This window comes from Micromonospora sp. NPDC048830, assembly GCF_043198215.1.
In the GTDB taxonomy this organism is placed as follows: Bacteria; Actinomycetota; Actinomycetes; order Mycobacteriales; family Micromonosporaceae; genus Micromonospora.
The window spans coordinates 1-22,926 of the sequence record NZ_JBICUP010000028.1 but is presented as its reverse complement, the minus strand read 5'-3'; the positions used below and the strand labels follow the sequence as shown (position 1 = coordinate 22,926).

The window sequence follows — 22,926 nt, the reverse complement described above, 5'->3', positions numbered from 1 at the left end:
CCGGGCCCGCGAGGGGTGGCCGCGGGCCCGGCCCGGAGTCGGGGTGCGAGGCGGTCAGGCCGCCGCCGGGTGCAGGACGGTACGCAGGCAGCCCTCCCTCTTCTGCTGGAACAGCTCGTAGCCGCGCACCCCCTGCTCCAGCGGCAGCGGATGGGTCGCCAGGTAGCCGGGGTCGATCTCGCCGGCGGCGAGCCGGTCCAGCAGCATCGGAATGTACCGCTGGGCGTGCATCTGCCCCATCCGCAGCACCAGCGCCTTGTTCATGGCCGCGCCGAGCGGGAACTTGTCCACCAGGCCGGCGTAGACGCCGACGATGCTCACCGTCCCGCCCTTGCGGCAGGCCATGATCGCCTGCCGGACGGCGGTGGGCCGGTCGGTGGTCAGCCGGGCCGCCTGCTTGGACCGGTCGTACGCGTGGACCGGGCCGACGTCGTGGGCCTCCATGCCGACGGCGTCGATGCAGGCGTCCGGGCCGCGCCCGGCGGTCAGCTCGCGCAGCGCCTCCAGCACGTCGGTCCGCGCGTAGTCGATCGTCTCGACGCCCAGCCGGTGGGCGGCCGCGTCGAGCCGCTCCGGGAGCCGGTCGATGACGATCACCCGCTCCGCGCCGAGGAGCTGCGCCGCGCGGGCGGCCATCTGTCCGACGCCGCCGGCGCCCCAGACGGCCACCACCTCGCCGCCCTTGAGCCCGCACAGGTCGGCGGCCATCCAGCCGGTGGGCATGGCGTCGGAGGCGAAGACCACCGAGTCGTCGGGTACGCCGTCGGGGACGCGGAACGCGCCGACGTCGCCGAACGGCACCCGGACGTACTCGGCGTGGCTGCCCGAGTAGCCGCCGGCCGCGTGCGAGTAGCCGATGATGCCCGCCGCGGCGTGCCCCCACAGCTTCTCCGTGAACACGGGCTGGGGGTTGGAGTTGTCGCAGAGCGAGTACTGCTCGGTGCGGCAGTACCAGCAGCCGCCGCACGCCACGACCGAGCCCACGACCACCCGGTCGCCGACCCTGGTCCGCCGTACCCCCGGCCCGGTCTCCACCACCTCGCCCATGAACTCGTGGCCGAGGATGTCGCCCTCGCGCATCGCGGGCAGGAACCCGTTGACGAGGTGCAGGTCGGACCCGCACACGCTGCTCGCCCGGACCCGGACGACGATGTCGCCGTCGGCGCGGACGGTCGGCTCCGGCACGTCGCGTACGGCCAGCCGGCCGACGCCCTCCCAGCACAGCGCCTTCACGGCCGGCCTCCCGTCGCCAGCTTCTGACGCACCCGGTCGGTGGCCCGCTCCTGCGCCGGGGTGCGCCCCGACGGGTCGTGCCGCGTCGTGATCATCTGCCCGCACTCGATCAGCGACTTCACCCGGCGCAGCGCGTCCCGCAGCCCCAGGTCGGGGTCGTGGCCGCCGGTCAGGCCGACGAGCCGGCGCACCCACCCCGCACGCCAGCGCAGCTCGGCGCGGATCTCGGTGCCCCGGTCCCGCGGGGCGGGGACCAGCTCGATCCGGCCCTGCTGCGGGTACGGGCCGTCGGTCACCCGCCAGCTCAGCTGGCCCGGGCCGTCGACAGTGAGCTCCGCCCGCCACTCGGTGCCGCCGCCGGCCGGGTCGCTGGCCACGCAGCGCCAGCGGTTCGCGTCGAGCTGCTCCAGGGTCGCCCACTCGGCGAGTGCCCGGTCGAGCCGGGTCCGGTCGGTCCAGAAGCCGATCACCGCGGCCACCGGCCGGTCGACGGTGATCCCCCGCCGGACGACGTACCAGCCGTCCCGCCGCTCGGGCTGGTGCCGGCGCCGCCGCCGGGCCACCGTCCGGCCGACGCCGGCGGCGGCGACCGCGGCGGCGCCGAGCAGCGCCCACCTCGTTGCCTTGCTGGTCATACCCGTCTCCTCCACCCGGGCGCCCGGGAATGGACCGCCCGCACCGAGCAGCGCTACCCGGCGACGCCGCCCTGAAACGACAAAACGGAGAAAGGGGCCGCGCACGCGGCGGCTCGCGGCCACTCCGACGGGCCGCGCACGCGGCGGCTCGCGGCCACTCCGACGGGCGCCGGGAGTGGCCGCGAGCCGCGGCGTGCGAGAACGGGTGCTCAGCGGCCCACGTGCTGGGCCTGGTCCTTCACGTCGTGCGCGGCGGCGCGGGTGTCGTCCTGCACCGCGTGCACGGCGTCCTGAGCGGTGGACCGCACCGCCTCCTTGGCGTGCTGGGCCGGCTCGCGCAGCTCGTCCCTCATCTCGCCCGCGAACTCGCCGAGCTTCTCCTGGACGGTCCCGGCGTGCTCGCCGGCCCGCTCCCTGACCTCGGTGGCGAGCCGCTGCTCGCGGCGGGTGGGCGGGACCAGCGAGGAGGCCAGCATGCCGACGCCGAACGCGATGAGGCCGGCGGCGAGCGGGTTGCCCTCGGACTTCTTTCGCAGCACGTGCGGCGCGCGGTGCGCGGCGTCGCCCACCGTCGAGGCCGCCGAGTGCGCCTTGTCGCTCACGGTGGCCGCGGCCGAGGAGGCACGGTCGGCCACCGCGTGCGCGGCGTGACCGGTGTTGTGGCCGTAGTCCGAAGCGGTTCCCATGACCTTGTCCCTCACATTCTGCAGCGCGTTGCGCGCCCGTTGCTTGCGGTCGTGGACGATGCGGCTCGGGCTGACCTTGTACGCCAGGGCGTCCACATCGGTGCTGAGGTTGTTGCGGGTGGCCTCGATCTCGCGGCGGATCTGGTCGGGGTCGGTGCTCATCGGGTGACTCCCTCCGGGTGGGGCTTGAGCGCGTCGGGGATCCGCTGGACGCTGTCGCTGGTCCGGGTGAGGCCACGGACGCGCCGGGCGTTCTTCCTGGCCATCGAGTAGAGGACCGCGGCGATCGCGCCCCAGAGGACGGCCACGATCAGGGCCGCCCAGCCGGCGTCCATGACGTTGGACAGCCCCGCCCACAGGGCGATCGACAGGAACAGCGCCACCATGTAGCCGCCGAAGCCGGCGCCGCCGAAGAGCCCGGCGGCCTTGCCCGCCCGCTTGCCCTCCTGGCGGATCTCGGCCTTGGCCAGCTCGACCTCCTGGCGCATCAGCGTGGACAGGTCGGTGGTCACCTGACGCAGCAGCTCGCCGACCGAGCTGCCCCGGACCTCGTCCGCGGTGTGCGGGGCGCCCGCGGGGCGGTACCCGGAGTCCACCCGGGACTCCTGCATCGGCACAGTCATGCCGCCGTCTCCCTTCGGACGCTCACCGGCGGGCGGTGCCGTTGGTCGGCACGCCGGGCAGCGGGTCGGTCTGACTCACCGGCGGCAGCGGCTGACCCGTGCCGTCCGCCGAGTCGGCGTAGCTGGTGTGCGAACGCGGGTCGGGGTAGGCGGTGCCCCGGCCGGAGTAGCCCGGGGCCGGCTCGACGTACGTGCTGGGGGTCGGGTCGAGGTAGCCGCCGGGCGGCGCCTGGTTCGGGACCCCGTTGGAGGCCGGCAGGACCGCCGTGCGCTCCGGGTCGTAGCCGTTGGTCGAGCCGTACGCCGAGTGGGCGCCGCCGTCGGACGTCGCGGCGAGGTTCCTGGTCAGCCGGCCGGCGAGCACGCCGAGCACGGCGGCACCGACGAGGAACGTGCCGGGGTTGCGCCGGGCGTACTCCTTCACCTCGGCCAGGAGCTCGCCGGGCTGGCGCTCCTCCAGCCAGCCGGCCGCGCCGTGCATCCGGTCGGCGGCCTGGTGGGCCAGCTCCGTCACCGGGCCGGACTGGCCGGAGTTCTGCGCCATCGCGCGCATCTCCTCGGCCAGCGAGCGCAGCCCGCCGGCGGCTCGGCGCTGCTGCTCACCGGCGTGGGTGGCGAGCTGGTCGCGCGTCTCGCCGTACAGGTTGCGGGCCTGCCGCGTCGCCTCGCCGACGACCTCCCGGCCCTGCTCCTTGGCCGTCTGCGCGACGGCCCCGCCCGCGTGGGCGGCCTCCGCGCCGACCTGGCGGGCCTGGTCACGGACGCCGTGGCCGTTGCTCGACTCCTGCTCGTAGGTGGGGGAGAGATCTTGGTAGGTCATGATGTCCCTTCCGCTCGCAAACTCGTCGCGGTCGTGCTGGGGGATTTGCCGGCGTTTCCCGCCGCCGGCGTCCTTTGACCTACCCCGCGCCCGGTGTTCCATGCCTGGTTCGTCGTTTCACTGCGCCGTGTGCCGGCGTGAACACAGAATGGAAAATCGCCGGCTTCCGACCGACGGGGGTGACATCGATGGCGCGTAACCGGCACGGCGGGGCGCCGGCGGGGCCGAAGCCCGCGGTGCAGTTGGCCGCCGCCCTGGTGGCCGCGGTGTTCCTCCTGATCGGCGTGCTCGGGTTCGTCCCCGGCGTCACGACGGGGTACGACGACATGACGTTCGCCGGGCACACCTCGGGCGCCAAGCTGCTCGGGGTCTTCCAGGTGTCGATCCTGCACAACGTGCTGCACCTGCTCTTCGGGCTGGCCGGGCTGGTGCTGGCCCGCAGCGTCGCCGGCTCCCGGCTCTTCCTGGGCGGCGGCGGCGCGATCTACCTCGTGCTGTGGATGTACGGCTTCGCCATCGGCTTCTCCGCCGAGCACAGCGTGGTGAACTTCATCCCGCTCAACGGCGCGGACAACTGGCTGCACCTCGGGCTCGGCTTCGGCATGCTCGCCATGGGGCTGCTGCTGTCCCACCGCGCCGGCACCGGCGAGCCGCTGGACACCCCACTCGACCGGCCCTGACCACGCCCTGCCCGGGCCTGGGAGTGAGGAAGGGCCCCCTGCCAGTGCCTACGGCACAACAGGGGACCCCTCTCGACGCCACCGGCGCCCGGGACTCGGGCGGGGCGCGCCGCGCGGGCGGTTACTCGTCGAGGTCGGCGTCGGTCTCGGCCGCGGCCTCCAGCTCGTCGGCCGGCCGCTGCCGGCGGGCCTTGCGCGCGGCGAGCCGCTCGGCCGCCCTGGGCCGGGCCGACCGCTCCTCCAGCCGTACGTCGGTGCCCCGGTTGCCGGGGATGAACTCGACGCCCGCGTAGACGGTCGGCTGCCAGTCGAACTCCCGCTCGCCGATCCGCACCAGGTCGCCGGGGTGCGCCCCCGCCTTGGCCAGCGCGTCCTCGACGCCGAGGCGGGCGAGCCGGTCGGCCAGGTACCCGACGGCCTCGTCGTTGTCGAAGTTCGTCTGCCGCACCCAGCGCTCCGGCCGCACGCCCCGGACGGTGTACGAGCCGTCCTCCTCGGCCTTGATGACGAAGCCGGCGTCGTCGACCGCCTTCGGCCGGATCACGACCCGGGTGGGCTCGGCCGGCGGGGCGGCGACGCGCGACTGCTCGACCAGCTCCGCCATCGCGTACGTCAGCTCGCGCAGCCCCTCCCGGGTCGCCGCCGACACCTCGAAGACGCGCAAGCCCCGGGCCTCCAGGTCGGGCCGGACGATCTCGGCGAGGTCCCGGCCGTCCGGCACGTCGATCTTGTTCAGCGCGACGAGCCGGGGCCGGCCGGCCAGCCCCCCGTACTCGGCCAGCTCGGCCTCGATGGTGTCGATGTCGGCGAGCGGGTCGCGGCCGGGCTCCAGCGTGGCGGTGTCGATCACGTGGACGAGCACGGCGCAGCGCTCGACGTGCCGGAGGAACTCCAGCCCGAGGCCCTTGCCGGTGGCCGCGCCCGGGATGAGGCCGGGCACGTCGGCGACGGTGAAGGTCGCCTCGCCCGCCTGGACCACGCCCAGGTTCGGCACCAGCGTGGTGAACGGGTAGTCGGCGATCTTCGGCTTGGCCGCGGAGATGACCGAGATCAGCGACGACTTGCCGGCCGAGGGGAAGCCGACGAGGCCCACGTCGGCGACGCTCTTCAGCTCCAGCACCACGTCGAGCTGGTCGCCGGGCTCCCCCAGCTCGGCGAAGCCGGGCGCCTTGCGCCGGGCGTTGGCCAGCGACGCGTTGCCCCGGCCGCCCCGGCCGCCCCGGGCCGCTTCGAAGGTGGTGCCGGCGCCGACCATGTCGGCCAGCACCTCGCCGTCCGGGGTCTGCACGACGGTGCCGTTGGGCACCTTGATCACCAGGTCGCGCCCGTTCGCGCCGTCCCGGTTCGAGCCCGCGCCGCCCCGGCCGTTCTCGGCCTTGATGTGCGGGCGGAAGTGAAAATCGAGCAGGGTGTGCACCTGCGGGTCGACGACCAGCGTCACGCTGCCGCCGTGCCCGCCGTTGCCGCCGTCCGGCCCACCGAAGGGCTTGAACTTCTCCCGGTGGATCGAGACACAACCGTGCCCGCCGTCGCCGGCCCGCAGATGCAGGACGACCCGGTCCACGAACATCGTCACGTCGTCAATCCTTCCAGCGAGGCCACCCCCGCACGAGAAAAAGCGAAGCGGGCCGGGACCCGAGGTCCGCGGCCCGCTTCGCCGGCAGGCTACTGCTGCGGCACGATGCTGACGGTCTTGCGACCGCGCTTGGTGCCGAACTGGACCGCACCGGCCGCCAGCGCGAACAGCGTGTCGTCGCCGCCACGGCCGACCAGGTCACCGGGGTGGAACTTGGTGCCACGCTGACGGATGATGATCTCACCCGCGCTGACGACCTGACCACCGAAGCGCTTCACGCCGAGCCGCTGGGCCGCGGAGTCACGGCCGTTACGCGAGCTGGACGCACCCTTTTTGTGAGCCATCTGAGGACGACCTACTTCCCGCTGGAGATGCCGGTCACCTTGACCTGGGTCAGCGGCTGGCGGTGACCCTGGCGCTTGTGGTAGCCGGTCTTGTTCTTGAACTTGTGGATCCGGATCTTCGGGCCCTTGGTGTGCGCGGCGATCTCACCGGACACCGAGACGTTGGCGAGCTTGGCCGCGTCGGTCACCAGGTCGTCACCGTCGACGAGGAGCACCGCGGTGAGCTGCACCGCGTCGCCGGGGGCACCGACGAGCTTCTCGACCTCGATCACGTCGCCCTCGGCGACCTTGTACTGCTTGCCGCCGGTCTTGACGATCGCGTACATCGGAGGCGGACTCCCTGTCGTTGAGGCTGCTGGCGGTCGTTCCCTCGGCGGCTCGCCGGGTAGCAGAGGCACGGCGGCGCGGGCACGCGGGAACTCGGCACACAAAAGTGCGCCGCAAGATAGCGTACGCCATCGGTGGGCCGCCGCCCAAACCGGCCTCCCCGTTCCGACTGCCGCCGGTCGCGCCGCCGACTGCGCAAGCCGCGTCGCCGCCGGTCGCGTGAGGATCCTTCCTCGCCCCCTCAGCAGAGCTGGTCGAGGCGCTGCTGGAGCCGGTCCAGCTCCTCCTCGTCGATGGCCTCCACGTCGGTGCCGAGCATGCCGACCTCGCTGGCCAGGTCGGCCAGGAGCGTACGCAGCTGCAGGTCGGTGGCCCGGCTCGACTGCTGCCGCAGGGCGGCCCGCCAACCGGCCAGCGCCGCCTCGGCCCGGCCACGGGCGGCCTCCGCCGTCGCGCTGTCGTTCGCGCCGACCGCCCCAAGCATCGCGCCCAGCTCCGCCACGTACGTCCGCACGGCCGCCTCGGTCGCCTGCTGGGCCGCGGCGCAGACCTCCGGGCCGTTCCCCCCGGCGGGAGCCGGTGACCCGCCGCCCGCCCCCGGTGTGGCGCCGGGCCCCGTGGACCCGGCCTCGACGGCGACACCGTCGGAGCCGGCGCGCTCCGGGGAACAGGCGACGCCGCCGGCCAGGGCGGCCACGGCGACCGTGAGGGCGAGCAGACCACGCATACTTCTCTCCTGACCGGGGTGGCGATCGTAACCGGCCGCGGGACGCGACAGGACCCCTTTCGCCGTGCTGTTGCCGGGAAAGGGGTCCTGCGAAACGCGCGGCTGGTCAGCCGGTCACGGGCGGGTACGCCGGCGGGCGCCGCCGCGGCGGGACCGGCGCCGGCCCAGGGCGCCCTCGCCGCCCTCGCCGCCGTCGGCGTCATCGCCCAGGGCGTCCGGGTCGTCGGCCCCGGCGAGCCGGGCGGACTCGCCCCGCTGGCTGTCCGCCACGGCCGGGGCCGCCGCGGTGTCCGTCTCGTACCGGGACAGGTCGTAGCCCATCGTGTCGTGGTAGTCGTCCGCCACGGCGGCGGGGCCGCTGTCGGTGGGGGCCTCGACCACCTCGACCACCGCGCGCTCCGGGGCGGCGCTCTTGCGGGCCCGCCGCCGGGACGCCGTCGCGGCGACCTGCTCCGTCGGGGCGGGCGGCGGGACGGCGGAGGCGACCGCCTTGACCTTCTCCCCCGCGCCCTGGCGCGGCTTCTCCGGCACGGGCTCGGTGTGGATGACCACGCCACGGCCCTTGCAGCAGTCGCAGGTCTCGCTGAACGCCTCCAGCAGCCCCGCGCCGATCCGCTTGCGGGTCATCTGCACCAGGCCGAGCGAGGTGATCTCGGTGACCTGGTGCTTGGTGCGGTCCCGGCCCAGGCACTCGGTGAGCCGGCGCAGCACCAGCTCGCGGTTCGACTCCAGCACCATGTCGATGAAGTCGATCACCACGATGCCGCCGATGTCGCGCAGCCGGAGCTGGCGGACGATCTCCTCGGCGGCCTCCAGGTTGTTCCGGGTGACCGTCTCCTCGAGGTTGCCGCCCGCGCCGGTGTACTTGCCGGTGTTCACGTCGACCACGGTCATCGCCTCCGTCCGGTCGATCACCAGGTGACCGCCGGAGGGCAGGAAGACCTTGCGGTCGAGGCCCTTGAGGATCTGCTCGTCGATCCGGTACTCCGCGAAGACGTCACTGGTGCCGACGTACCGGCGCAGCCGCGGGACCAGGTCCGGGGAGACGTGCGAGAGGTACGACTCGACCGTCCCGTACGCCTCGTCGCCCTCGATCACCAGCTCGCGGAAGTCCTCGTTGAAGAGGTCCCGCACAACCCGGATGACCAGGTCCGGCTCCTCGTAGAGCAGCACCGGGGCACCGCCCTCGGCCGCCTTGGCCTGGATGTCCTCCCACTGGGCCTGCAACCGCTTGACGTCGCGGGCCAGCTCGTCCTCGCTGGCCCCCTCGGCGGCCGTCCGCACGATCACGCCCGCGCCGTCCGGGACGAGCTTCTTGAGCACGTCGCGCAGCCGCTTGCGCTCGGTGTCGGGCAGCTTGCGGCTGATGCCGGAGGCGTTGCCGTTCGGCACGTACACCAGGTGCCGGCCGGAGAGCGCGATGTGGCTGGTCAGCCGGGCGCCCTTGTGCCCGATCGGGTCCTTGGTGACCTGCACCAGCACCGAGTCTCCGGACTTGAGCGCCTGCTCGATCGAGCGGGCCCGCCCCTCCAGGCCGGTGGTGTCCCAGTTGACCTCGCCCGCGTACAGGACGGCGTTGCGGCCGCGCCCGACGTCGACGAAGGCCGCCTCCATGCTCGGCAGGACGTTCTGCACCTTGCCCAGGTAGACGTTGCCGGCCATGGTGCCGGAGGAGTTGCGGCTGACGTAGTGCTCGACCAGCACGCCGTCCTCCAGGACGGCGATCTGGATGCGGTCGCCGCGCTGGCGCACCGCCATCACCCGGTCGACCGCCTCCCGCCGGGCCAGGAACTCCGACTCGCTCAGGATCGCCGGGCGGGTCCGCCGCTGCTCCCGGCCGTCCCGGCGGCGCTGGCGCTTGGCCTCCAGCCGGGTCGAGCCGGAGACGCCCTGCACCTCGTCGACCGCCCGGCGCGGCTCGCGGATCTTCACGACCGTGGGGACGCCGTCCTCGGCGGCGCCCTCGATGTCCCCCGTCCCGCGCCGACGCCGACGCCGACGGCGGCGGGTCATCCCGTCCCCGATCTCCTCGCCCTCTTCCTCGCCCTCGACCTCGGGGGCCTCCCCCTCGGCCTGGACGGCCTCCTCGGGCTCCTCCTCCTCGGCCTCCTCGGCGCCGCCCTTGCCCCGGCCGCGGCCGCGGCGGCCGCGGCGGCGGCGACGCCGGGCGAGGGTCTCCTCGTCGTCTTCTTCCTCCTCCTCGGCGGTCTCCTCCGCCTCGGCGGTGGGCTCCTCCTCGGCCGCCACGATCTCGGCCGCCACGATCTCGACCGGCTCGGCCTCGCGACGACCCCGCCGGCGCCGGCGGGGCGCCTCCGGCAGCTCCTCGGCGGGTTCCTCCTCGCTCGCGAGGGGAACCACGACCCGGGTGTGCTCCTCCGGCTGCGGGGCCATGAAGAGAACGGTCGGCGCGGACAGGGCGGCACGCCGCCGCCGCGTCTTCGGCGCGGGCTCCGCTGCCAGCTCGGGCGCAGGCTCGGCGCCGGTGACGGCCGCGCCGGGCGACACCTCGCCGGGGCGGTTCGCCGTGCCGTCGGGTGCGGGCTGGGCGGCACTGGCCTCCGGGGACTCGGCGGCCTCCTCCGTACCGATGGTCTCCTCGGCCTCCCCCGCCGCGGGCTCCTGCCCGTCGGCGGCCGGGACGCCCGGGGCCGGCTCGGCGGCCGGCAGCTCGGCGGCGCCGGCGGCCTGCCCGGCGCTGGGCTCGGGCGCCTCCGGCGCCTCGACGGCCGGCTCGGCCGGGACCTCCGCGGCGGGCGCGGCGGCCTTGCGGCGGCGGGTCCGGGTCACCTTCACCGGGGGTACGACCTCGTCGGACGCCGGCTCGGCGCCGGCCGCCACGACCGGCTCCTCGGTCGCCTTCGCGGTGGTCGCCTTGCGGCGGCGGCGCGTGGTCTTCGGCGCCTCCTCCAGCTCGCCGGCGATGGGGGCGAGCACCTCGGCCTGGGGGGCCTCCCCGCTGGTCGACCCGGCGGCGGTGGACGCCTCCACCGGGGCCTCGGTCTGCTCCGGCTGGTTCAGCGGGGCCCGCCGACGGCTGGCCCGCTTCCGCGCCGGCGCGGCCGGGGCCTCGGCGGCCGGGCCCGCCGCGCCGGTCGCGGCGCCGATCGGCGCCGTGCCCTCGCTGGTCGCGCCGCCCGCGGCGGCCCCGCCGGCCTCGGTGGTGTTACGGTCAGCGGCCTCGTTTGCCGGCTGGGAGCCGGTCCGTTCGCCGCCCTCGGGCTCGTTCTCGAGCATGGACGTTCTCCAGTTCTGGCTGCCCCGGGCGCGGGTGAGCGCTGCCACGCAGGGTCGCCGCAAAAGTGTTTCCGCCGGGCGCGCGGAACGCGCGACCGCCGAAGTCTGCCTGCCCGAGCGCTGACCGTCGGTCAGCGCTCATCCGATGGTTGCCCCGCCGCGGTCCGCGTCCAACGGATCCACGATCGCGCCCTGCGCGGTCAGCGTGCCCTGCGCCAGCCGGATCACCCGTGGGGAGACCGGCGGCTCCAGGTCGGCCACCACGCGGAGGCCGGAAAGGACGTCATCGGGTCGTACGGACGGGGTGACCTGCCGCACGACCAGTTCGAGTATCGCACACGGTACGGCCACCGCCCCGGAAGGTGTCTCCGGAGCGGACACGACATCGATCCGCTCGACCGCTGCCCGGGCGTCGAAGGTGCGCCGGCCCTGCTTGGTCATGCGCTCGACCACCACCTCGTCGGCGGCGGTGAAGGCGGCCACCGCCCGCTCCAGCGTGGCCGCGTCCAGTTCGGGCAGCTCGATCCGCCAGTACGACGCCTCGATCCGGTCGGCGAGGCTGCCGCCGCCGGCGACGACGGCGTCGAGCACGTCGAGGCCGGGCGAGAGCGCGGCGTCCAGCGCCGCCCGGAGCTGGCCCGGGTCGACCGGCTCGCGCAGGCCGATCTCCAGGTACTCGGCCTCGCTGGCGACCCCCGTCGGGGCGGCGCTGGCGTAGGAGATCTTGGGGTGCGGGGTGAAGCCCTGCGAGAAGGCGACCGGGACGTTGGCCCGGCGCACCGCCCGCTCGAACGCCCGGGCGAAGTCGCGGTGCGAGGTGAACCGCAGCGGCCCACGCTTGGCGTACCGGATGCGGACCCGCTGGACGACCGGGGCCTGACCGCCCTCCGGCTGTGGTTTCTTACTGATCGTCGTGCTCCTCGGAAGTCGTCACCGGTTGATCATGGGGCCATTGTCGCGACAGGGCGTGACGATGACAACACCTCGGCGACCAACACGGTGCGCGGCGGACGGCGCGCGGCCGCCCGCCGCCGGGCGTCACTGCTGGGCGCCGGTGGGTACCCGCAGGCCGGTGCCGTTGATCGGGGTGAGCGGAAGCAGCTTCTGACCGGTGGGCCCGATCTGGATCTCGGTGTCCATCGACGGGCAGACGCCGCAGTCGAAGCACGGGGTCCACCGGCAGTCGTCCTGCTCGTACTCCGACATGGCGTCCTGCCAGTCCTGCCAGAGCCAGTCCTTGTCCAGGCCCGAGTCCAGGTGGTCCCAGGGCAGGACCTCCAGCTCCTCGCGCTCCCGGGTGGTGTACCAGTCGAGGTCCACGCCGAAGGCCGGCAGCACCTCCGCCGCGGCGTCCACCCAGCGCTGGTACGAGAAGTGCTCGCTCCAGCCGTCGAACCGGCCGCCGTTCTCCCAGACCCTCCGGATCACCGCGCCGACCCGCCGGTCGCCCCGGGACAGCAGGCCCTCGATCAACGACGGCTCCCCGTCGTGGTACCGGAAGCCGATCGCCCGGCCCAGCGAGCGGTCGGCGTTGATCGCCTGCTTGAGCAGCCTGAGCCGGCCGTCGATGACCTCCGGCCGCTCCATCGGCGCCCACTGGAACGGGGTGTGCGGCTTCGGCACGAACCCGCCGATCGAGACGGTGCAGCGGATGTCCTTGCTGCCGGTGGCCGCCCGGCCGGCCCGGATCACCTCGTGCGCCATGTCCGCGATCTCCAGGACGTCGGCGTCGGTCTCGGTGGGCAGGCCGCACATGAAGTACAGCTTCACCTGCCGCCAGCCGTTGCCGTACGCGGTGACCACGGTGCGGATGAGGTCTTCCTTCGACACCATCTTGTTGATCACGCGGCGGATCCGCTCCGACCCGCCCTCCGGCGCGAAGGTCAGGCCCGTGCGCCGGCCGTTGCGCGACAGCTCCTGGGCCAGCTCGATGTTGAACGCGTCCACCCGGGTCGACGGCAGCGACAGCGACACGTTCGTGCCCTCGTACTGCTGGGCGAGGCCGGAGCACATGTCGCCGATCTCGGAGTGGTCGGCCGACGACAGCGACAGCAGGCCCACCTCGTGGAAGCCGGAGAACGCCAGCCCCTGCCGCACCATCTGCCCCACAGTGGTGATCGAGCGCTCCCGCACCGGGCGGGTGATCATGCCCGCCTGGCAGAACCGGCAGCCCCGGGTGCAGCCCCGGAAGATCTCCACCGCGTACCGCTCGTGGACCGTCTCGGCCAGCGGCACGAGGGGCTTCTTCGGGTACGGCCAGGCGTCCAGGTCCATCGTCGTGCGCTTGTGCACCCGGAACGGCACGTCCGCCCGGTTCGGCACGACCCGCTGGATGCGGCCGTCGGGCAGGTAGTCCACGTCGTAGAAGCGCGGCACGTACACGCTCTCGGTGCGGGCCAGCCGCAGCAGCAGCTCGTCCCGGCCGCCCGGGCAGCCCTCGGCCTTCCACTCCCGGACGATCGCGGTGATCTCCAGGACCGCCTCCTCGCCGTCGCCGAGGACGGCGGCGTCGACGAAATCGGCGATCGGCTCCGGGTTGAACGCGGCGTGGCCGCCCGCCACGACCACCGGGTCGGCGTCGGTGCGGTCGGCGGCGAGCAGCGGGACGCCGGCCAGGTCGATCGCGGTGAGCAGGTTGGTGTAGCCCAGCTCGGTGGAGAAGGAGACGCCGAACACGTCGAAGTCGCGCACCGAGCGGTGGGCGTCGACGGTGAACTGCGGCACGCCGTGGGCGCGCATCAGCCGCTCCAGGTCCGGCCAGACCGCGTACGTCCGCTCGGCGAGCACGTCGGGCAGCTCGTTGAGGACCTCGTAGAGGATCTGCACGCCCTGGTTCGGCAGGCCGACCTCGTACGCGTCGGGGTACATCAGCGCCCACCGCACGGTCGCCGACTCCCAGTCCTTGACGACCGCGCCCAGCTCGCCACCGACGTACTGGATGGGCTTGGTCACCTGGGGCAGCAGCGCTTCGAGCCGGGGCCAGACGGACTCGCCCGCGGCGGGCCGCGGCATGGTGGACGGGACGCTCATGATGCCCAAGGGTACGCGGCCCTCCGGCGCCGGCCCTCAAGGGCACAACTTCACCGAAGATGCTGACTCAAGCGCCACGCAGGGCGCAGTTTCAGCGAACTTGTTCGGATCTTGGGCCACCTGTTCCGTGTCGCCCGGAGCCGTGCCGGGAGCCCTCGGCCGACCGGGATCGCCGTCGCTGGCCCGCCGGTACTAACCTCGGACCGGCGCGAGAGGAGAATGCCGCGATGCCGCACCCGCAGCCGGGAGCAGACCGGCCGGCCGACGGGGGCACCCCGGCCGGCGGCCGGGACCGGGATCCGGCGGTCGACGAGGAGTCGACGCCCTCCCCCGTACCGTCGACCGACCCGCCCCAGCCGGGCCGGGCGGACGCCGCCGAACCTGCCCCGGACGCCTCCCCGGACGAGCCGGGCGCAGGCACGCCGGACGGCGTGGCCGGCCCGGAACCGACAAAGGTCGACGGCGCACCCCCGTCCCCTGTTGCCGCTGCGGCACCCGAGCCAACCAAGATCGACTCCCCGCCACCGGCCTCCGGCACGGCGCCCGAGCCGACCGAGGTCGAGGCCACATCCCCCGCCGCCGCTACCGGGCCCGAGCCGACCAAGGTCGACGCCAGACCGTCCCCGGCCGGCAGCGACGCGCCCGAGCCGACCAAGGTCGACGCCAGACCGTCCCCGGCCGGCAGCGACGCGCCCGAGCCGACCAAGGTCGACGCCAGACCGGATCGGACGACCGTCGACCCCGAACCGCCCGCGCCGCGCTGGAGCGGGTCCGCCCCGGTCCCGCCGCCACCGCCGCGCCGCCGGAGCTGGGGCGAGTCGGCGGAGCCCACCCCGCCCCCGCCCGCGCCGGTCGGGCACGGCCCGTTGCCGCCGCCGGAGAGCCAGGTCCCGGTGGACCCGTGGGCCGGGGTGGACACCGGCAGCTGGGACCTGCACGGCGTCGAACTGCCGCCGCTGCCCCCGCCGCCGCCGACGCCGCCGACGCGCCCGTATTCGACGCCGACGCCGCCCACGCGCCCGTATCCGGCGCCGGCCGTCCACCCGGTCACGCCGCCGCAGCCGGCCCGCCCGGTGTCCCCGCCACCGGCCCTGTACCCGGTCTCCCCGCCGCCCGTGGCCCGGCCGGTCTCGCCGCCGCCGGCCCTGTACCCGGTCTCCCCGCCGCCCGTGGCCCGGCCGCTGCCGCCGGCACCGGCTCACCCGCCGGCACCGGCTCACCCAGTGCCCGCGCCGCCGGCCCGGCCGCCGAAGCAGCGCCGGGCCGCCCCGCCGGTCGCGCCGCCGCCCGGGCCCCAGGCGCCCTCCGGGTACGCCAAACCCCGCCGGCGCCGCCGGCGCTGGCCGTGGGTGCTGCTGCTCAGCATCGCCTGCTGCTGCGGCTGCCCGGCGTACTGGGCCAAGCCGATGTGGGAGCAGTACCCGGCGGACGCCGCGCTGCCGCAGCGGATCGACGACCTGACGCTGCGCGACGACGCCCGCAGCCGGGCCGCGGCGAAGGAGCTGGAGGCCGAGGTACGCGAGACCTACCTGCTGGCGGAGGACATCTTCGCCGGGGTCTACGCCTCGTCGACGGGCAAGCCGGTGACGGTGTTCGGCGGCACGGGGTTCCGGATCAGCCCGGAGAGCGACGCCGACGACGAGATGGCCCGGCTGAAGGAATCCTTCCAGCTCGGGGAGTCGCAGGTGGTGGAGACGAACGTGCGGGGCCGGTTCGAGCGCTGCGCCGTCGGCGCCTCCGAGAACCGGGACGTGGTGGTCTGCACCTCGGTCGACCACGGCAGCCTCACCACGGGCGTGTTCATCCAGCTCTCCGTGGACGACAGCGCCCGGCTGCTGAAGAGCATGCGCGCGCAGATCATCACCCGGGACGGGACCGCCGCCGCGAGCTGACGCCGGTGACCCGCCCAGCGGGCCACCGGCACTTGGAGAATTTCTCGCCTCCACCTGACGCGGAACCGGTTACCGGGTCACAATCGGGACTGGGCGACCAGGCGATCCACCTGCGCACGGAGACGTACGCCGAGGGGCTGCGCCGGGTCCGCGAACCGCTGGAGGTGTGCCACCCCACCTCGCGGCGGGCGCTGGAGTTCGTCCGGGGCCGCGACGGGGTGACCGTGCTGCCGGCCCGGGGCTTCGTCACCGGCCTGGACGACTTCGCCGACTGGGCCGACGCGCGCCGGGGTGCGCTGCGGATGGGAGGCGTTCTACCGCTTCGCCCGGCAGCACCACCAGGTGCTGGTCGAGGGCGACGAGCCGGTCGGCGGGCGGTGGAGCCTGGACCCCGAGAACCGGCAGCCGCCGCCGAAGGAGGGCCGGCTCGACGTCCCGCCCCCGCCGATGCCGAAGGAGGACGACATCGACGCCGAGGTCCGCGCCGGCCTCGACCGGTGGGAACGGGAGGGCGTCCGGTTCGTCGGCCGGGACGGGCCCCGCCGGTGCCCGGCCACCGGCAGGGAGGCGAAGGCCCGGCTGCGGCACTTCCTGAAGCACCGGCTGGCGTCGTTCGGCCCGTACGAGGACGCGATGCTCTCCACCGATCCGTGGCTCGCGCACAGCATGCTCTCCTCCAGCAGCTGGAACGCCTCACCGACGTCGCCGAGGTCGTCGCGCAGGAGAGGGAGCGCGGCAGCGACCCGCCGTGACGAGAGCCGCCAGGCCCAGACCCCGGACGCCGGGCTCAGACCCCGACCGGTGGCTCGCCGGCGACCGGCGCCTTGGCGCGCGGCGGGGCGTACCGCGGGACGTACTCCTGACCGGTGAGCTTCTGGATCTCGCTCATCACCTCGTCGGTCATCTCCCGCAGCGAGGTCCGGTCGCCGGCGCGGTCGGTGAAGTCCAGCGGCTTGCCGAACCGCACGATGATCTCGGCCTTGCCCGGTCGGGGCACCCGCACCCCGATCGGCTGGGCCTTGTCGGTGCCGATCATGCCGACCGGGATGATCGGCACGCCGGCGGCCACGGCGAGCCGGGCCGCTCCCGTACGCCCGCGGTAGAGCCGGCCGTCCGGCGAGCGCGTGCCCTCGGGGTAGACGGCGACCAGGTCACCGGCCTTGAGCACGGGGATCGCCGCGTCGAACGCCGACAGCGCCGCCCGCCCGCCGGCCCGCTCGACCGGGATCGCCCCCAGGCCGGTGAGCACGAACTTGGAGAACGCGCCTTTCAGGCCGGTGCCCTTGAAGTACTCCGACTTGGCCCAGAACGCCAGGTGCCGGGGCACGACCGTACCGAGGAAGAGCTCGTCGGCGACGGAGAGGTGGTTGCCCGCGAAGATGGCCCCGCCGGTCTCCGGGATGTGCTCCAACCCCTCCACGGTCGGTCGGAAGGCCAGCCGGAGCGTGGGGCCCACGGTGTGCTTGCCGATGGTGTAGAGCAGCGGCACTGGTCCTCCGGCGGTCGTGCTGGTACGGGCGCTGTCACGTTAGCCGACGCCGCCACGCCGGCCCGAGCGGGTGTTACGCGACCCACCCCGCGAGCGTCCCGGCGCTGGCGGGCGTCGGCGGTGGTCAGGAGGGGCCCCCTCCCGGAGGGAGTCCCTCCTGACATCTCATACCCTGCGGACGGCCACCGTCACAGGTTCGCCCTCGCCGACCTCGCCCGCGAAGCCGTCGACGCCGTCGGCGAAGTCGACCGTCTCGGCCAGCACCTCCCCGGCGACGAAGTCGCGGTACGCCGACACCGCGGCCCGCACCTCTTCGGACGCCGACAGCGCCACCACGATCCGGTCCGACACGTCCAGGTCGGCGTCCCGGCGGGCCTGCTGCACCACCCGGACGACGTCCCGGGCCAGCCCCTCGGCGGCCAGCTCCGGGGTGACCTCGGTGTCCAGCACCACCACGCCCTCGCCGCCGGGCAGCGGCGCGGAGTGTTCGGCGTCGGCGGCGACCAGGCGCAGCTCGTACTCGCCCTCGGCGAGGGTGACCCCGGCGGCCACGGGGGCGCCGTCGACCAGCTCCCACTCCCCCGCCTTGACCGCCTTGATCACCTGCTGCACCTGCTTGCCGACCCGGGGACCGAGCGCCCGGGGCACCACGGTCAGCACCTGCTGGCAGTACGCGGACACCTCGCCGGTGAACTCGACCGCCTTCACGTTGACCTCGTCGGCGACCAGGTCGGCGAACGGGCGCAGCTGCGCCGCCGCCGGCGAGGCCACCGTCAGCCGCGCCAGCGGCAGCCGCACCCGCAGGCCCTTCGCCTTGCGCAGCGACAGCGCCGCCGAGCAGACGTCCCGGGTGGCGTCCATGGCGGCCACCAGGTCGTGGTCGGCCGGGAACTGCTCGGCCCCCGGCCAGTCGGTCAGGTGCACCGACCGCTCCCCGGTCAGGCCGCGCCAGATCTCCTCCGCGGTCAGCGGCGCCAGCGGCGCCACCACCCGGCACAGCGTCTCCAGCACCGTCCAGAGGGTGTCGAACGCGTCGGCGTCGCCCGCCCAGAACCGGTCGCGGGAGCGGCGGACGTACCAGTTGGTCAGGGCGTCCAGGAAGGACCGCACGGTGGCGCAGGCGCCGGAGATGTCGTACGCGTCCAGCTGGCCCTGCACGGTCGTGACCAGCTCGTTCGTCTTCGCCAGCACGTACCGGTCGAGCAGGTGCGTGGAGTCGGTGCGACGGCGGGCGGTGTAGGAGTCGGCGTTGGCGTACAGCGAGAAGAAGTACCAGACGTTCCACAGCGGCAGCAGCACCTGCCGGACGGCGTCCCGGATGCCCGCCTCGGTGACGGACATGTCCCCGCCGCGCAGCACCGGCGACGACATCAGCATCCAGCGCATCGCGTCGGAGCCGTACGAGTCGAAGACGTGGTACACGTCGGGGTAGTTGCGCAGGCTCTTGGACATCTTGCGCCCGTCCGAGCCGAGCAGGATGCCGTGGCTGAGGCAGTTGCGGAACGCCGGCCGGTCGAACAGCGCCGTGGCCAGCACGTGCATCGTGTAGAACCAGCCGCGGGTCTGCCCGATGTACTCGACGATGAAGTCGCCCGGGTAGTGGTTCTCGAACCAGTCGCGGTTCTCGAACGGGTAGTGCACCTGGGCGAACGGCATCGAGCCGGACTCGAACCAGCAGTCCAGCACCTCCGGCACCCGGCGCATCGTCGACCTCCCCGTCGGGTCGTCCGGGTTGGGGCGGACCAGCTCGTCCACCGCCGGCCGGTGCAGGTCGGTCAGCCGTACGCCGAAGTCCCGCTCCAGCTCCTCCAGCGAGCCGTACACGTCGACCCGCGGGTAGTTCGGGTCGTCGGACTTCCACACCGGGATCGGCGAGCCCCAGAACCGGTTCCGGCTGATCGACCAGTCGCGGGCGTTGGCCAGCCACTTGCCGAACGAGCCGTCCTTGATGTGCCCCGGGGTCCAGTTGATCTGCTGGTTCAGCTCGACCATCCGGTCCCGGAACTTCGTCACCGCCACGAACCAGGACGACACCGCCTTGTAGACCAGCGGGGTGTCGCAGCGCCAGCAGTGCGGGTACGAGTGGGTGTAGGTGTCCTGCCGGAGCACCACCCCCCGTTCCTTCAGCTCGCGGATCACCGGCTTGTTGACGTCGAAGACCTGCTCGCCCTGGTACGGCGGGACCAGCGCCGTGAACCGGGTGTGGTCGTCCACGGTGACGATGGTGGGGATGCCGGCGGCGTTGCAGACGTTCTGGTCGTCCTCGCCGAAGGCCGGGGCCAGGTGGACGATCCCGGTGCCGTCCTCGGTGGTGACGAAGTCCGCGCCGAGCACCTGGTACGCGTTCTCCCCGGCCTGCTCGACGAGGAAGTCGAACAGCGGGGTGTAGCGGCGCCCGACCAGGTCGCGGCCGTGGACGGTGCCGACCTGCTCGTACCCCTCCAGCTCCTTGGCGTACGCGGCCAGCCGCGCCGCGCCCACCACGTACCGGGAGCCGTCGCGCTCCAGCACCGCGTACTCGATGTCCGGGCCGACGGCGAGCGCCAGGTTGGACGGCAGGGTCCACGGCGTGGTGGTCCAGACGCCCAGCTTCACCGCGCCGCGCACCGCCTCGGGCGCGGTCTCGTCCGGGGCCAGGTCGAACCAGACGGTCAGCGTCGGGTCGTGCCGGTCCCGGTAGACGTCGTCCATCCGGGTCTCGGTGTTCGACAGCGGCGTCTCGCAGCGCCAGCAGTACGCCAGCACCCGGAAGCCCTCGTAGACCAGACCCTTGTCGTGCAGGGTCCGGAAGGCCCACATGACGCTTTCCATGTAGTCCAGGTCGAGGGTCTTGTAGTCGTTGGCGAAGTCGACCCAGCGGGCCTGCCGGGTGACGTACCGCTCCCAGTCGTGGGTGAACTCCAGCACCGAGGTGCGGCACGCCTCGTTGAACCGGGCCACGCCCAGGTCGAGGATCTCCGCCTTGCTGGTGATGCCGAGCTGCTTCTCGGCCACCACCTCGGCGGGCAGGCCGTGGCAGTCCCAGCCGAAGCGCCGCTCCACCCGGCGCCCGCGCATGGTCTGGTAGCGCGGCACCACGTCCTTGACGTACCCGGTGAACAGGTGGCCGTAGTGCGGCAGGCCGTTGGCGAACGGCGGGCCGTCGTAGAAGACGTACTCGTTGTCGGCGGCGCGTGCGTCGCCGCCGTCGGCGGAGCCCGCTTCCTCCGGCCGCCGGGCGGAGGCCGGCCTGGCCTCGACGGAGGCCTCGAAGGTCTTGTCGGCCGTCCAGTGCTCCAGGACCCGGCGCTCGACCGCGGGCAGGTCCGGGCTCGCCGGGACGCCGGCGGCGGTCGGGTCGTGCAACGGATAGGCCATCGGGGGTCGCTCTCCTCGCAGCTCACGCTCGTGTGGGTCGGCGAGGACGAGCCCGTTTCGGGTACGCCGTCCGGCGCCCCCGGGTCAGGCCCGCGGTACCACCCCGCTTGACGGTCGAGATCGACCGCCCGCTCGTTGGCCGGCTGTGACGGGCCGGACCCGTCCGGTTCTACTGAGCCGGTCACCCGGCCGTTCTTCCGGAGGCTCGCCGGTGATGGCCGGGTCGTCGCCTTACGGTGGTCAAGAATACTCGACCTCCCCGGCCCACCGCCTCCGACTGATCACACCCGGGTGATCATGAGGTTGGCGGCACCAACGGAGATCGACATCGCCGTCAACCTCATGATCAACACGGGTCGGGGTGGGTCAGCGGGTGGGAGCGGGGAGGGTGGTGGTCCAGAGCGAGAGGCCGTCCCGGTCGCGCAGGTGCACCGTCAGGTCACCCGACTCGCCGTCGATGGTGACCTCGCCGAAGTGCTGGAAGCCCGCACCCGGGGAGGTGTTGGCGCGCGGCGGGGCGTTCACGAAGACCGCCTGCGGGCCGAACGTGCCGTCCAGGGCGTTCGGGCCGAAGGCCCCGGCGTGCGCCGGGCCGGAGACGAACTCCCAGAACGGGGTGAAGTCGCGTACCGCCGCCCGCGCCGGGTCGTAGTGGTGCGCCGCGGTGTAGTGCACGTCGGCGGTGAGGAACACGATGCCGGTCACCCCGGCCCGGTGCGCCGCACCCAGCACCTCGGCGAACTCCAGTTCGCGGCCGGCGGGCGCACCCGGGTCGCCCTGCGCGACGCCCTCGTACGCGGCCGGCCCGTCCGGCACCACCACGCCGATCGGCAGGTCGTTGGCGATCACCTTCCAGGTCGCCCGGGACCGCTTCAGCTCCCGGATCAGCCACTCCCGCTGCTCCCGGCCGAGCAGGCCGCGCTCCGGGTCGGCGTACGTGTTGCCGTCGTTCGGGTCCTTGTAGGTGCGCATGTCCAGCACGAAGACGTCCAGCAGCGGCCCGTACGACAGCTTCCGGTACAGCGGCCCGTCCGCCGGCACCGGCAGCCACTCGCGGTACGCCTGCCCGGCCCGCGCGGCGAGCACATCCACCCGCTTCTCGGTGTACCGGGCGTCGGTGAGGATCTCCCCCGGGTACCAGTTGTTGGTCACCTCGTGGTCGTCCCACTGGACGACCTGCGGGACCTCGGCGGCGAACGCCCGCAGGTGCTCGTCGAGCAGGTTGTACGCGAACTGCCCCCGGTACTCCGCGAGGGTCTCGGCGACCTTGGTCTTCTCCGGGGTGACCAGGTTGCGCCAGATCCGGCCGTCGGGCAGGGCCACCGTCTCGGCGAGCGGCCCGTCGGCGTACACGTAGTCGCCGCTGCACAGGAAGAAGTCCGGCCGGACGCGCCGCATCGACTCGAAGATCTTCATCCCGCCGAAGTTCGGGTCGATGCCCCAGCCCTGCCCGGCGACGTCACCGGTCCAGACGAACCGCACGTCGCGGCGCTGCTGCCGGGCCGGGGCGGTGGTGAACGAACCGGCCAGCGGCTCGCTGCGCACCCCGTGCCCGTCCAGGCTCTCCACCGACACGCGGTAGTGCAGTCGCTCCCCGCTGGGCAGACCGGAGAGCCGGACCCGGCCGGTGAAGTCGCCGGACGGGTCGAGCACCGGGCCACGCAGCACCCGCGCGCCGCGCAGGTCCGGACGGCGGCTCACCTCCACCCACAGCCGGCCCGGCCGGTCGGCCCGGGTCCACACCAGCGCCGATTCGGCCGTCACGTCACCGCTCTGCACACCGTGGGTGAGCACCGGGCGGCCGGATGCCCGCCAGGCCGGCGCGCCGACCGTCGGCACGGCCCCGGCACCGGAGCCGCCGAGCAGCGCGCCACCCGCCAGGCCCGCGCCGGTCGCCAGGCCGGCGCGCAGCAGGGTACGTCGATCGAGAGAAGTCATCTGTCCCCTCCAGGAAAGTCGGTCACCAGTGGTGTACCGGGGACAGGTGAGGTCCGGCCGCGACCCGGATGACCAGCGGGGGAAGGCCGGCTGACCAGTGAGGGACCGCCACGCGCGGCGGCCCGGCCACGGTCTCCCGCCACGCCGACGGCATGACCGGCGTCACATCCGGACCCGTCACACCCCGCCCCCGCATCCCGTCTTCGGAAATGCAGACCCTCAACACAGGAGGACGGATTAACGATCCCCACGGATAAATCCGGGGGATTTTCCTCCGGGGCCAGGCCCTGGATTCCCAGCTCGGACCGCACCTGATCCACCGTCCCGGAAGG

At 73.8% G+C, this 22,926-nt stretch carries 18 protein-coding genes; 3 read left to right on the top strand and 15 right to left on the bottom strand.

The genetic code is table 11. The features are described from left to right. Positions 1-54: 54 nt before the first annotated feature. From ACGFIZ_RS22410 to ACGFIZ_RS22390, 5 genes are all read right to left on the bottom strand, one after another. Entirely contained in the window at positions 55-1,233 is a 1,179-nt protein-coding gene (locus ACGFIZ_RS22410; protein WP_393422100.1) for a zinc-dependent alcohol dehydrogenase, read from the bottom strand. Further along, positions 1,230-1,868, bottom strand: a complete 639-nt coding sequence (locus tag ACGFIZ_RS22405) for a cyclase (protein WP_393422098.1) — start codon at positions 1,866-1,868, stop codon at positions 1,230-1,232. Before ACGFIZ_RS22405 ends, ACGFIZ_RS22410 begins: the two co-directional genes overlap by 4 nt. A 209-nt stretch (positions 1,869-2,077) precedes the next feature. Next, a complete protein-coding gene (locus ACGFIZ_RS22400) occupies positions 2,078-2,716 on the bottom strand; it encodes a DUF3618 domain-containing protein (RefSeq protein WP_393422096.1) in 639 nt (212 codons plus the stop codon). After that, the gene (locus ACGFIZ_RS22395; RefSeq protein WP_393422094.1) at positions 2,713-3,177 is read right to left on the bottom strand and encodes a phage holin family protein; all 465 of its coding nucleotides are present in this window, start codon (positions 3,175-3,177) and stop codon (positions 2,713-2,715) included. Before ACGFIZ_RS22395 ends, ACGFIZ_RS22400 begins: the two co-directional genes overlap by 4 nt. Positions 3,178-3,199: 22 nt before the next feature. After that, positions 3,200-3,997: a hypothetical protein gene (locus tag ACGFIZ_RS22390; protein ID WP_393422092.1), complete on the bottom strand. Its 798-nt coding sequence runs from the start codon at positions 3,995-3,997 to the stop codon at positions 3,200-3,202. Positions 3,998-4,185: 188 nt separating this feature from the next. On the opposite strand from ACGFIZ_RS22390, the gene ACGFIZ_RS22385 reads away from it, so the two are divergent. Continuing rightward, positions 4,186-4,677, top strand: coding sequence for a DUF4383 domain-containing protein (locus ACGFIZ_RS22385; protein WP_393422090.1), 492 nt, complete (start codon positions 4,186-4,188; stop codon positions 4,675-4,677). 121 nt (positions 4,678-4,798) lie between these two features. Here ACGFIZ_RS22385 and obgE read toward each other — a convergent pair whose 3' ends face one another. The 7 genes from obgE to ACGFIZ_RS22350 form a co-directional block, all read right to left on the bottom strand. Continuing rightward, positions 4,799-6,253 carry a GTPase ObgE gene (obgE, locus tag ACGFIZ_RS22380; RefSeq protein ID WP_393422088.1) on the bottom strand — a complete coding sequence of 485 codons (1,455 nt, stop codon included), beginning with the start codon at positions 6,251-6,253 and terminating at the stop codon, positions 4,799-4,801. 89 nt (positions 6,254-6,342) lie between these two features. Further along, complete coding sequence (rpmA, locus tag ACGFIZ_RS22375) at positions 6,343-6,597, bottom strand: 50S ribosomal protein L27 (RefSeq protein WP_347670640.1); 255 nt, start codon at positions 6,595-6,597, stop codon at positions 6,343-6,345. Between the two features lie 11 nt (positions 6,598-6,608). Then, positions 6,609-6,923: a 50S ribosomal protein L21 gene (gene rplU / locus ACGFIZ_RS22370; RefSeq protein WP_393422086.1), complete on the bottom strand. Its 315-nt coding sequence runs from the start codon at positions 6,921-6,923 to the stop codon at positions 6,609-6,611. Between the two features lie 242 nt (positions 6,924-7,165). After that, complete coding sequence (locus tag ACGFIZ_RS22365) at positions 7,166-7,651, bottom strand: hypothetical protein (protein WP_393422084.1); 486 nt, start codon at positions 7,649-7,651, stop codon at positions 7,166-7,168. Positions 7,652-7,765: 114 nt separating this feature from the next. Beyond that, positions 7,766-10,888, bottom strand: coding sequence for an Rne/Rng family ribonuclease (locus ACGFIZ_RS22360; RefSeq protein WP_393422083.1), 3,123 nt, complete (start codon positions 10,886-10,888; stop codon positions 7,766-7,768). A gap of 138 nt (positions 10,889-11,026) precedes the next feature. Continuing rightward, positions 11,027-11,740 carry a TIGR03936 family radical SAM-associated protein gene (locus ACGFIZ_RS22355; protein ID WP_393422215.1) on the bottom strand — a complete coding sequence of 238 codons (714 nt, stop codon included), beginning with the start codon at positions 11,738-11,740 and terminating at the stop codon, positions 11,027-11,029. Positions 11,741-11,926: 186 nt separating this feature from the next. Next, positions 11,927-13,918: a TIGR03960 family B12-binding radical SAM protein gene (locus ACGFIZ_RS22350; protein WP_393422081.1), complete on the bottom strand. Its 1,992-nt coding sequence runs from the start codon at positions 13,916-13,918 to the stop codon at positions 11,927-11,929. A 227-nt stretch (positions 13,919-14,145) separates the two neighbouring features. Between ACGFIZ_RS22350 and ACGFIZ_RS22345 the strand changes: the two genes are divergently transcribed. Together ACGFIZ_RS22345 and ACGFIZ_RS22340 are read left to right on the top strand one after the other, a co-directional pair. Further along, positions 14,146-15,810 carry a hypothetical protein gene (locus ACGFIZ_RS22345; protein ID WP_393422079.1) on the top strand — a complete coding sequence of 555 codons (1,665 nt, stop codon included), beginning with the start codon at positions 14,146-14,148 and terminating at the stop codon, positions 15,808-15,810. 291 nt (positions 15,811-16,101) lie between these two features. After that, on the top strand, positions 16,102-16,680 hold the full coding sequence (locus ACGFIZ_RS22340) for a cryptochrome/photolyase family protein (RefSeq protein ID WP_393422077.1): 579 nt from the start codon (positions 16,102-16,104) through the stop codon (positions 16,678-16,680). Here the strand turns inward: ACGFIZ_RS22340 and ACGFIZ_RS22335 are convergent. From ACGFIZ_RS22335 to ACGFIZ_RS22325, 3 genes are all read right to left on the bottom strand, one after another. Then, entirely contained in the window at positions 16,598-17,299 is a 702-nt protein-coding gene (locus tag ACGFIZ_RS22335) for a lysophospholipid acyltransferase family protein (protein ID WP_393422075.1), read from the bottom strand. The two genes, ACGFIZ_RS22340 and ACGFIZ_RS22335, sit on opposite strands and share 83 nt — an antisense overlap. 165 nt (positions 17,300-17,464) lie before the next feature. Beyond that, positions 17,465-20,656, bottom strand: a complete 3,192-nt coding sequence (ileS, locus tag ACGFIZ_RS22330) for an isoleucine--tRNA ligase (protein ID WP_393422073.1) — start codon at positions 20,654-20,656, stop codon at positions 17,465-17,467. Positions 20,657-21,022: 366 nt separating this feature from the next. Beyond that, positions 21,023-22,594 carry an alkaline phosphatase D family protein gene (locus ACGFIZ_RS22325; protein ID WP_393422071.1) on the bottom strand — a complete coding sequence of 524 codons (1,572 nt, stop codon included), beginning with the start codon at positions 22,592-22,594 and terminating at the stop codon, positions 21,023-21,025. Positions 22,595-22,926 lie beyond the last annotated feature (332 nt).

Coding starts and splice junctions, on each gene's coding strand:
- ACGFIZ_RS22365 (WP_393422084.1), bottom strand. CDS start 7,651: ATGCGTGGTCTGCTCGCCCTCACGGTCGCCGTGGCCGCCCTGGCCGGC.
- ACGFIZ_RS22405 (WP_393422098.1), bottom strand. CDS start 1,868: ATGACCAGCAAGGCAACGAGGTGGGCGCTGCTCGGCGCCGCCGCGGTC.
- ACGFIZ_RS22345 (WP_393422079.1), top strand. CDS start 14,146: ATGCCGCACCCGCAGCCGGGAGCAGACCGGCCGGCCGACGGGGGCACC.
- ACGFIZ_RS22390 (WP_393422092.1), bottom strand. CDS start 3,997: ATGACCTACCAAGATCTCTCCCCCACCTACGAGCAGGAGTCGAGCAAC.
- ACGFIZ_RS22400 (WP_393422096.1), bottom strand. CDS start 2,716: ATGAGCACCGACCCCGACCAGATCCGCCGCGAGATCGAGGCCACCCGC.
- rpmA (WP_347670640.1), bottom strand. CDS start 6,597: ATGGCTCACAAAAAGGGTGCGTCCAGCTCGCGTAACGGCCGTGACTCC.
- ACGFIZ_RS22360 (WP_393422083.1), bottom strand. CDS start 10,888: ATGCTCGAGAACGAGCCCGAGGGCGGCGAACGGACCGGCTCCCAGCCG.
- ACGFIZ_RS22350 (WP_393422081.1), bottom strand. CDS start 13,918: ATGAGCGTCCCGTCCACCATGCCGCGGCCCGCCGCGGGCGAGTCCGTC.
- ACGFIZ_RS22325 (WP_393422071.1), bottom strand. CDS start 22,594: ATGACTTCTCTCGATCGACGTACCCTGCTGCGCGCCGGCCTGGCGACC.
- rplU (WP_393422086.1), bottom strand. CDS start 6,923: ATGTACGCGATCGTCAAGACCGGCGGCAAGCAGTACAAGGTCGCCGAG.
- ileS (WP_393422073.1), bottom strand. CDS start 20,656: ATGGCCTATCCGTTGCACGACCCGACCGCCGCCGGCGTCCCGGCGAGC.
- ACGFIZ_RS22395 (WP_393422094.1), bottom strand. CDS start 3,177: ATGACTGTGCCGATGCAGGAGTCCCGGGTGGACTCCGGGTACCGCCCC.
- ACGFIZ_RS22385 (WP_393422090.1), top strand. CDS start 4,186: ATGGCGCGTAACCGGCACGGCGGGGCGCCGGCGGGGCCGAAGCCCGCG.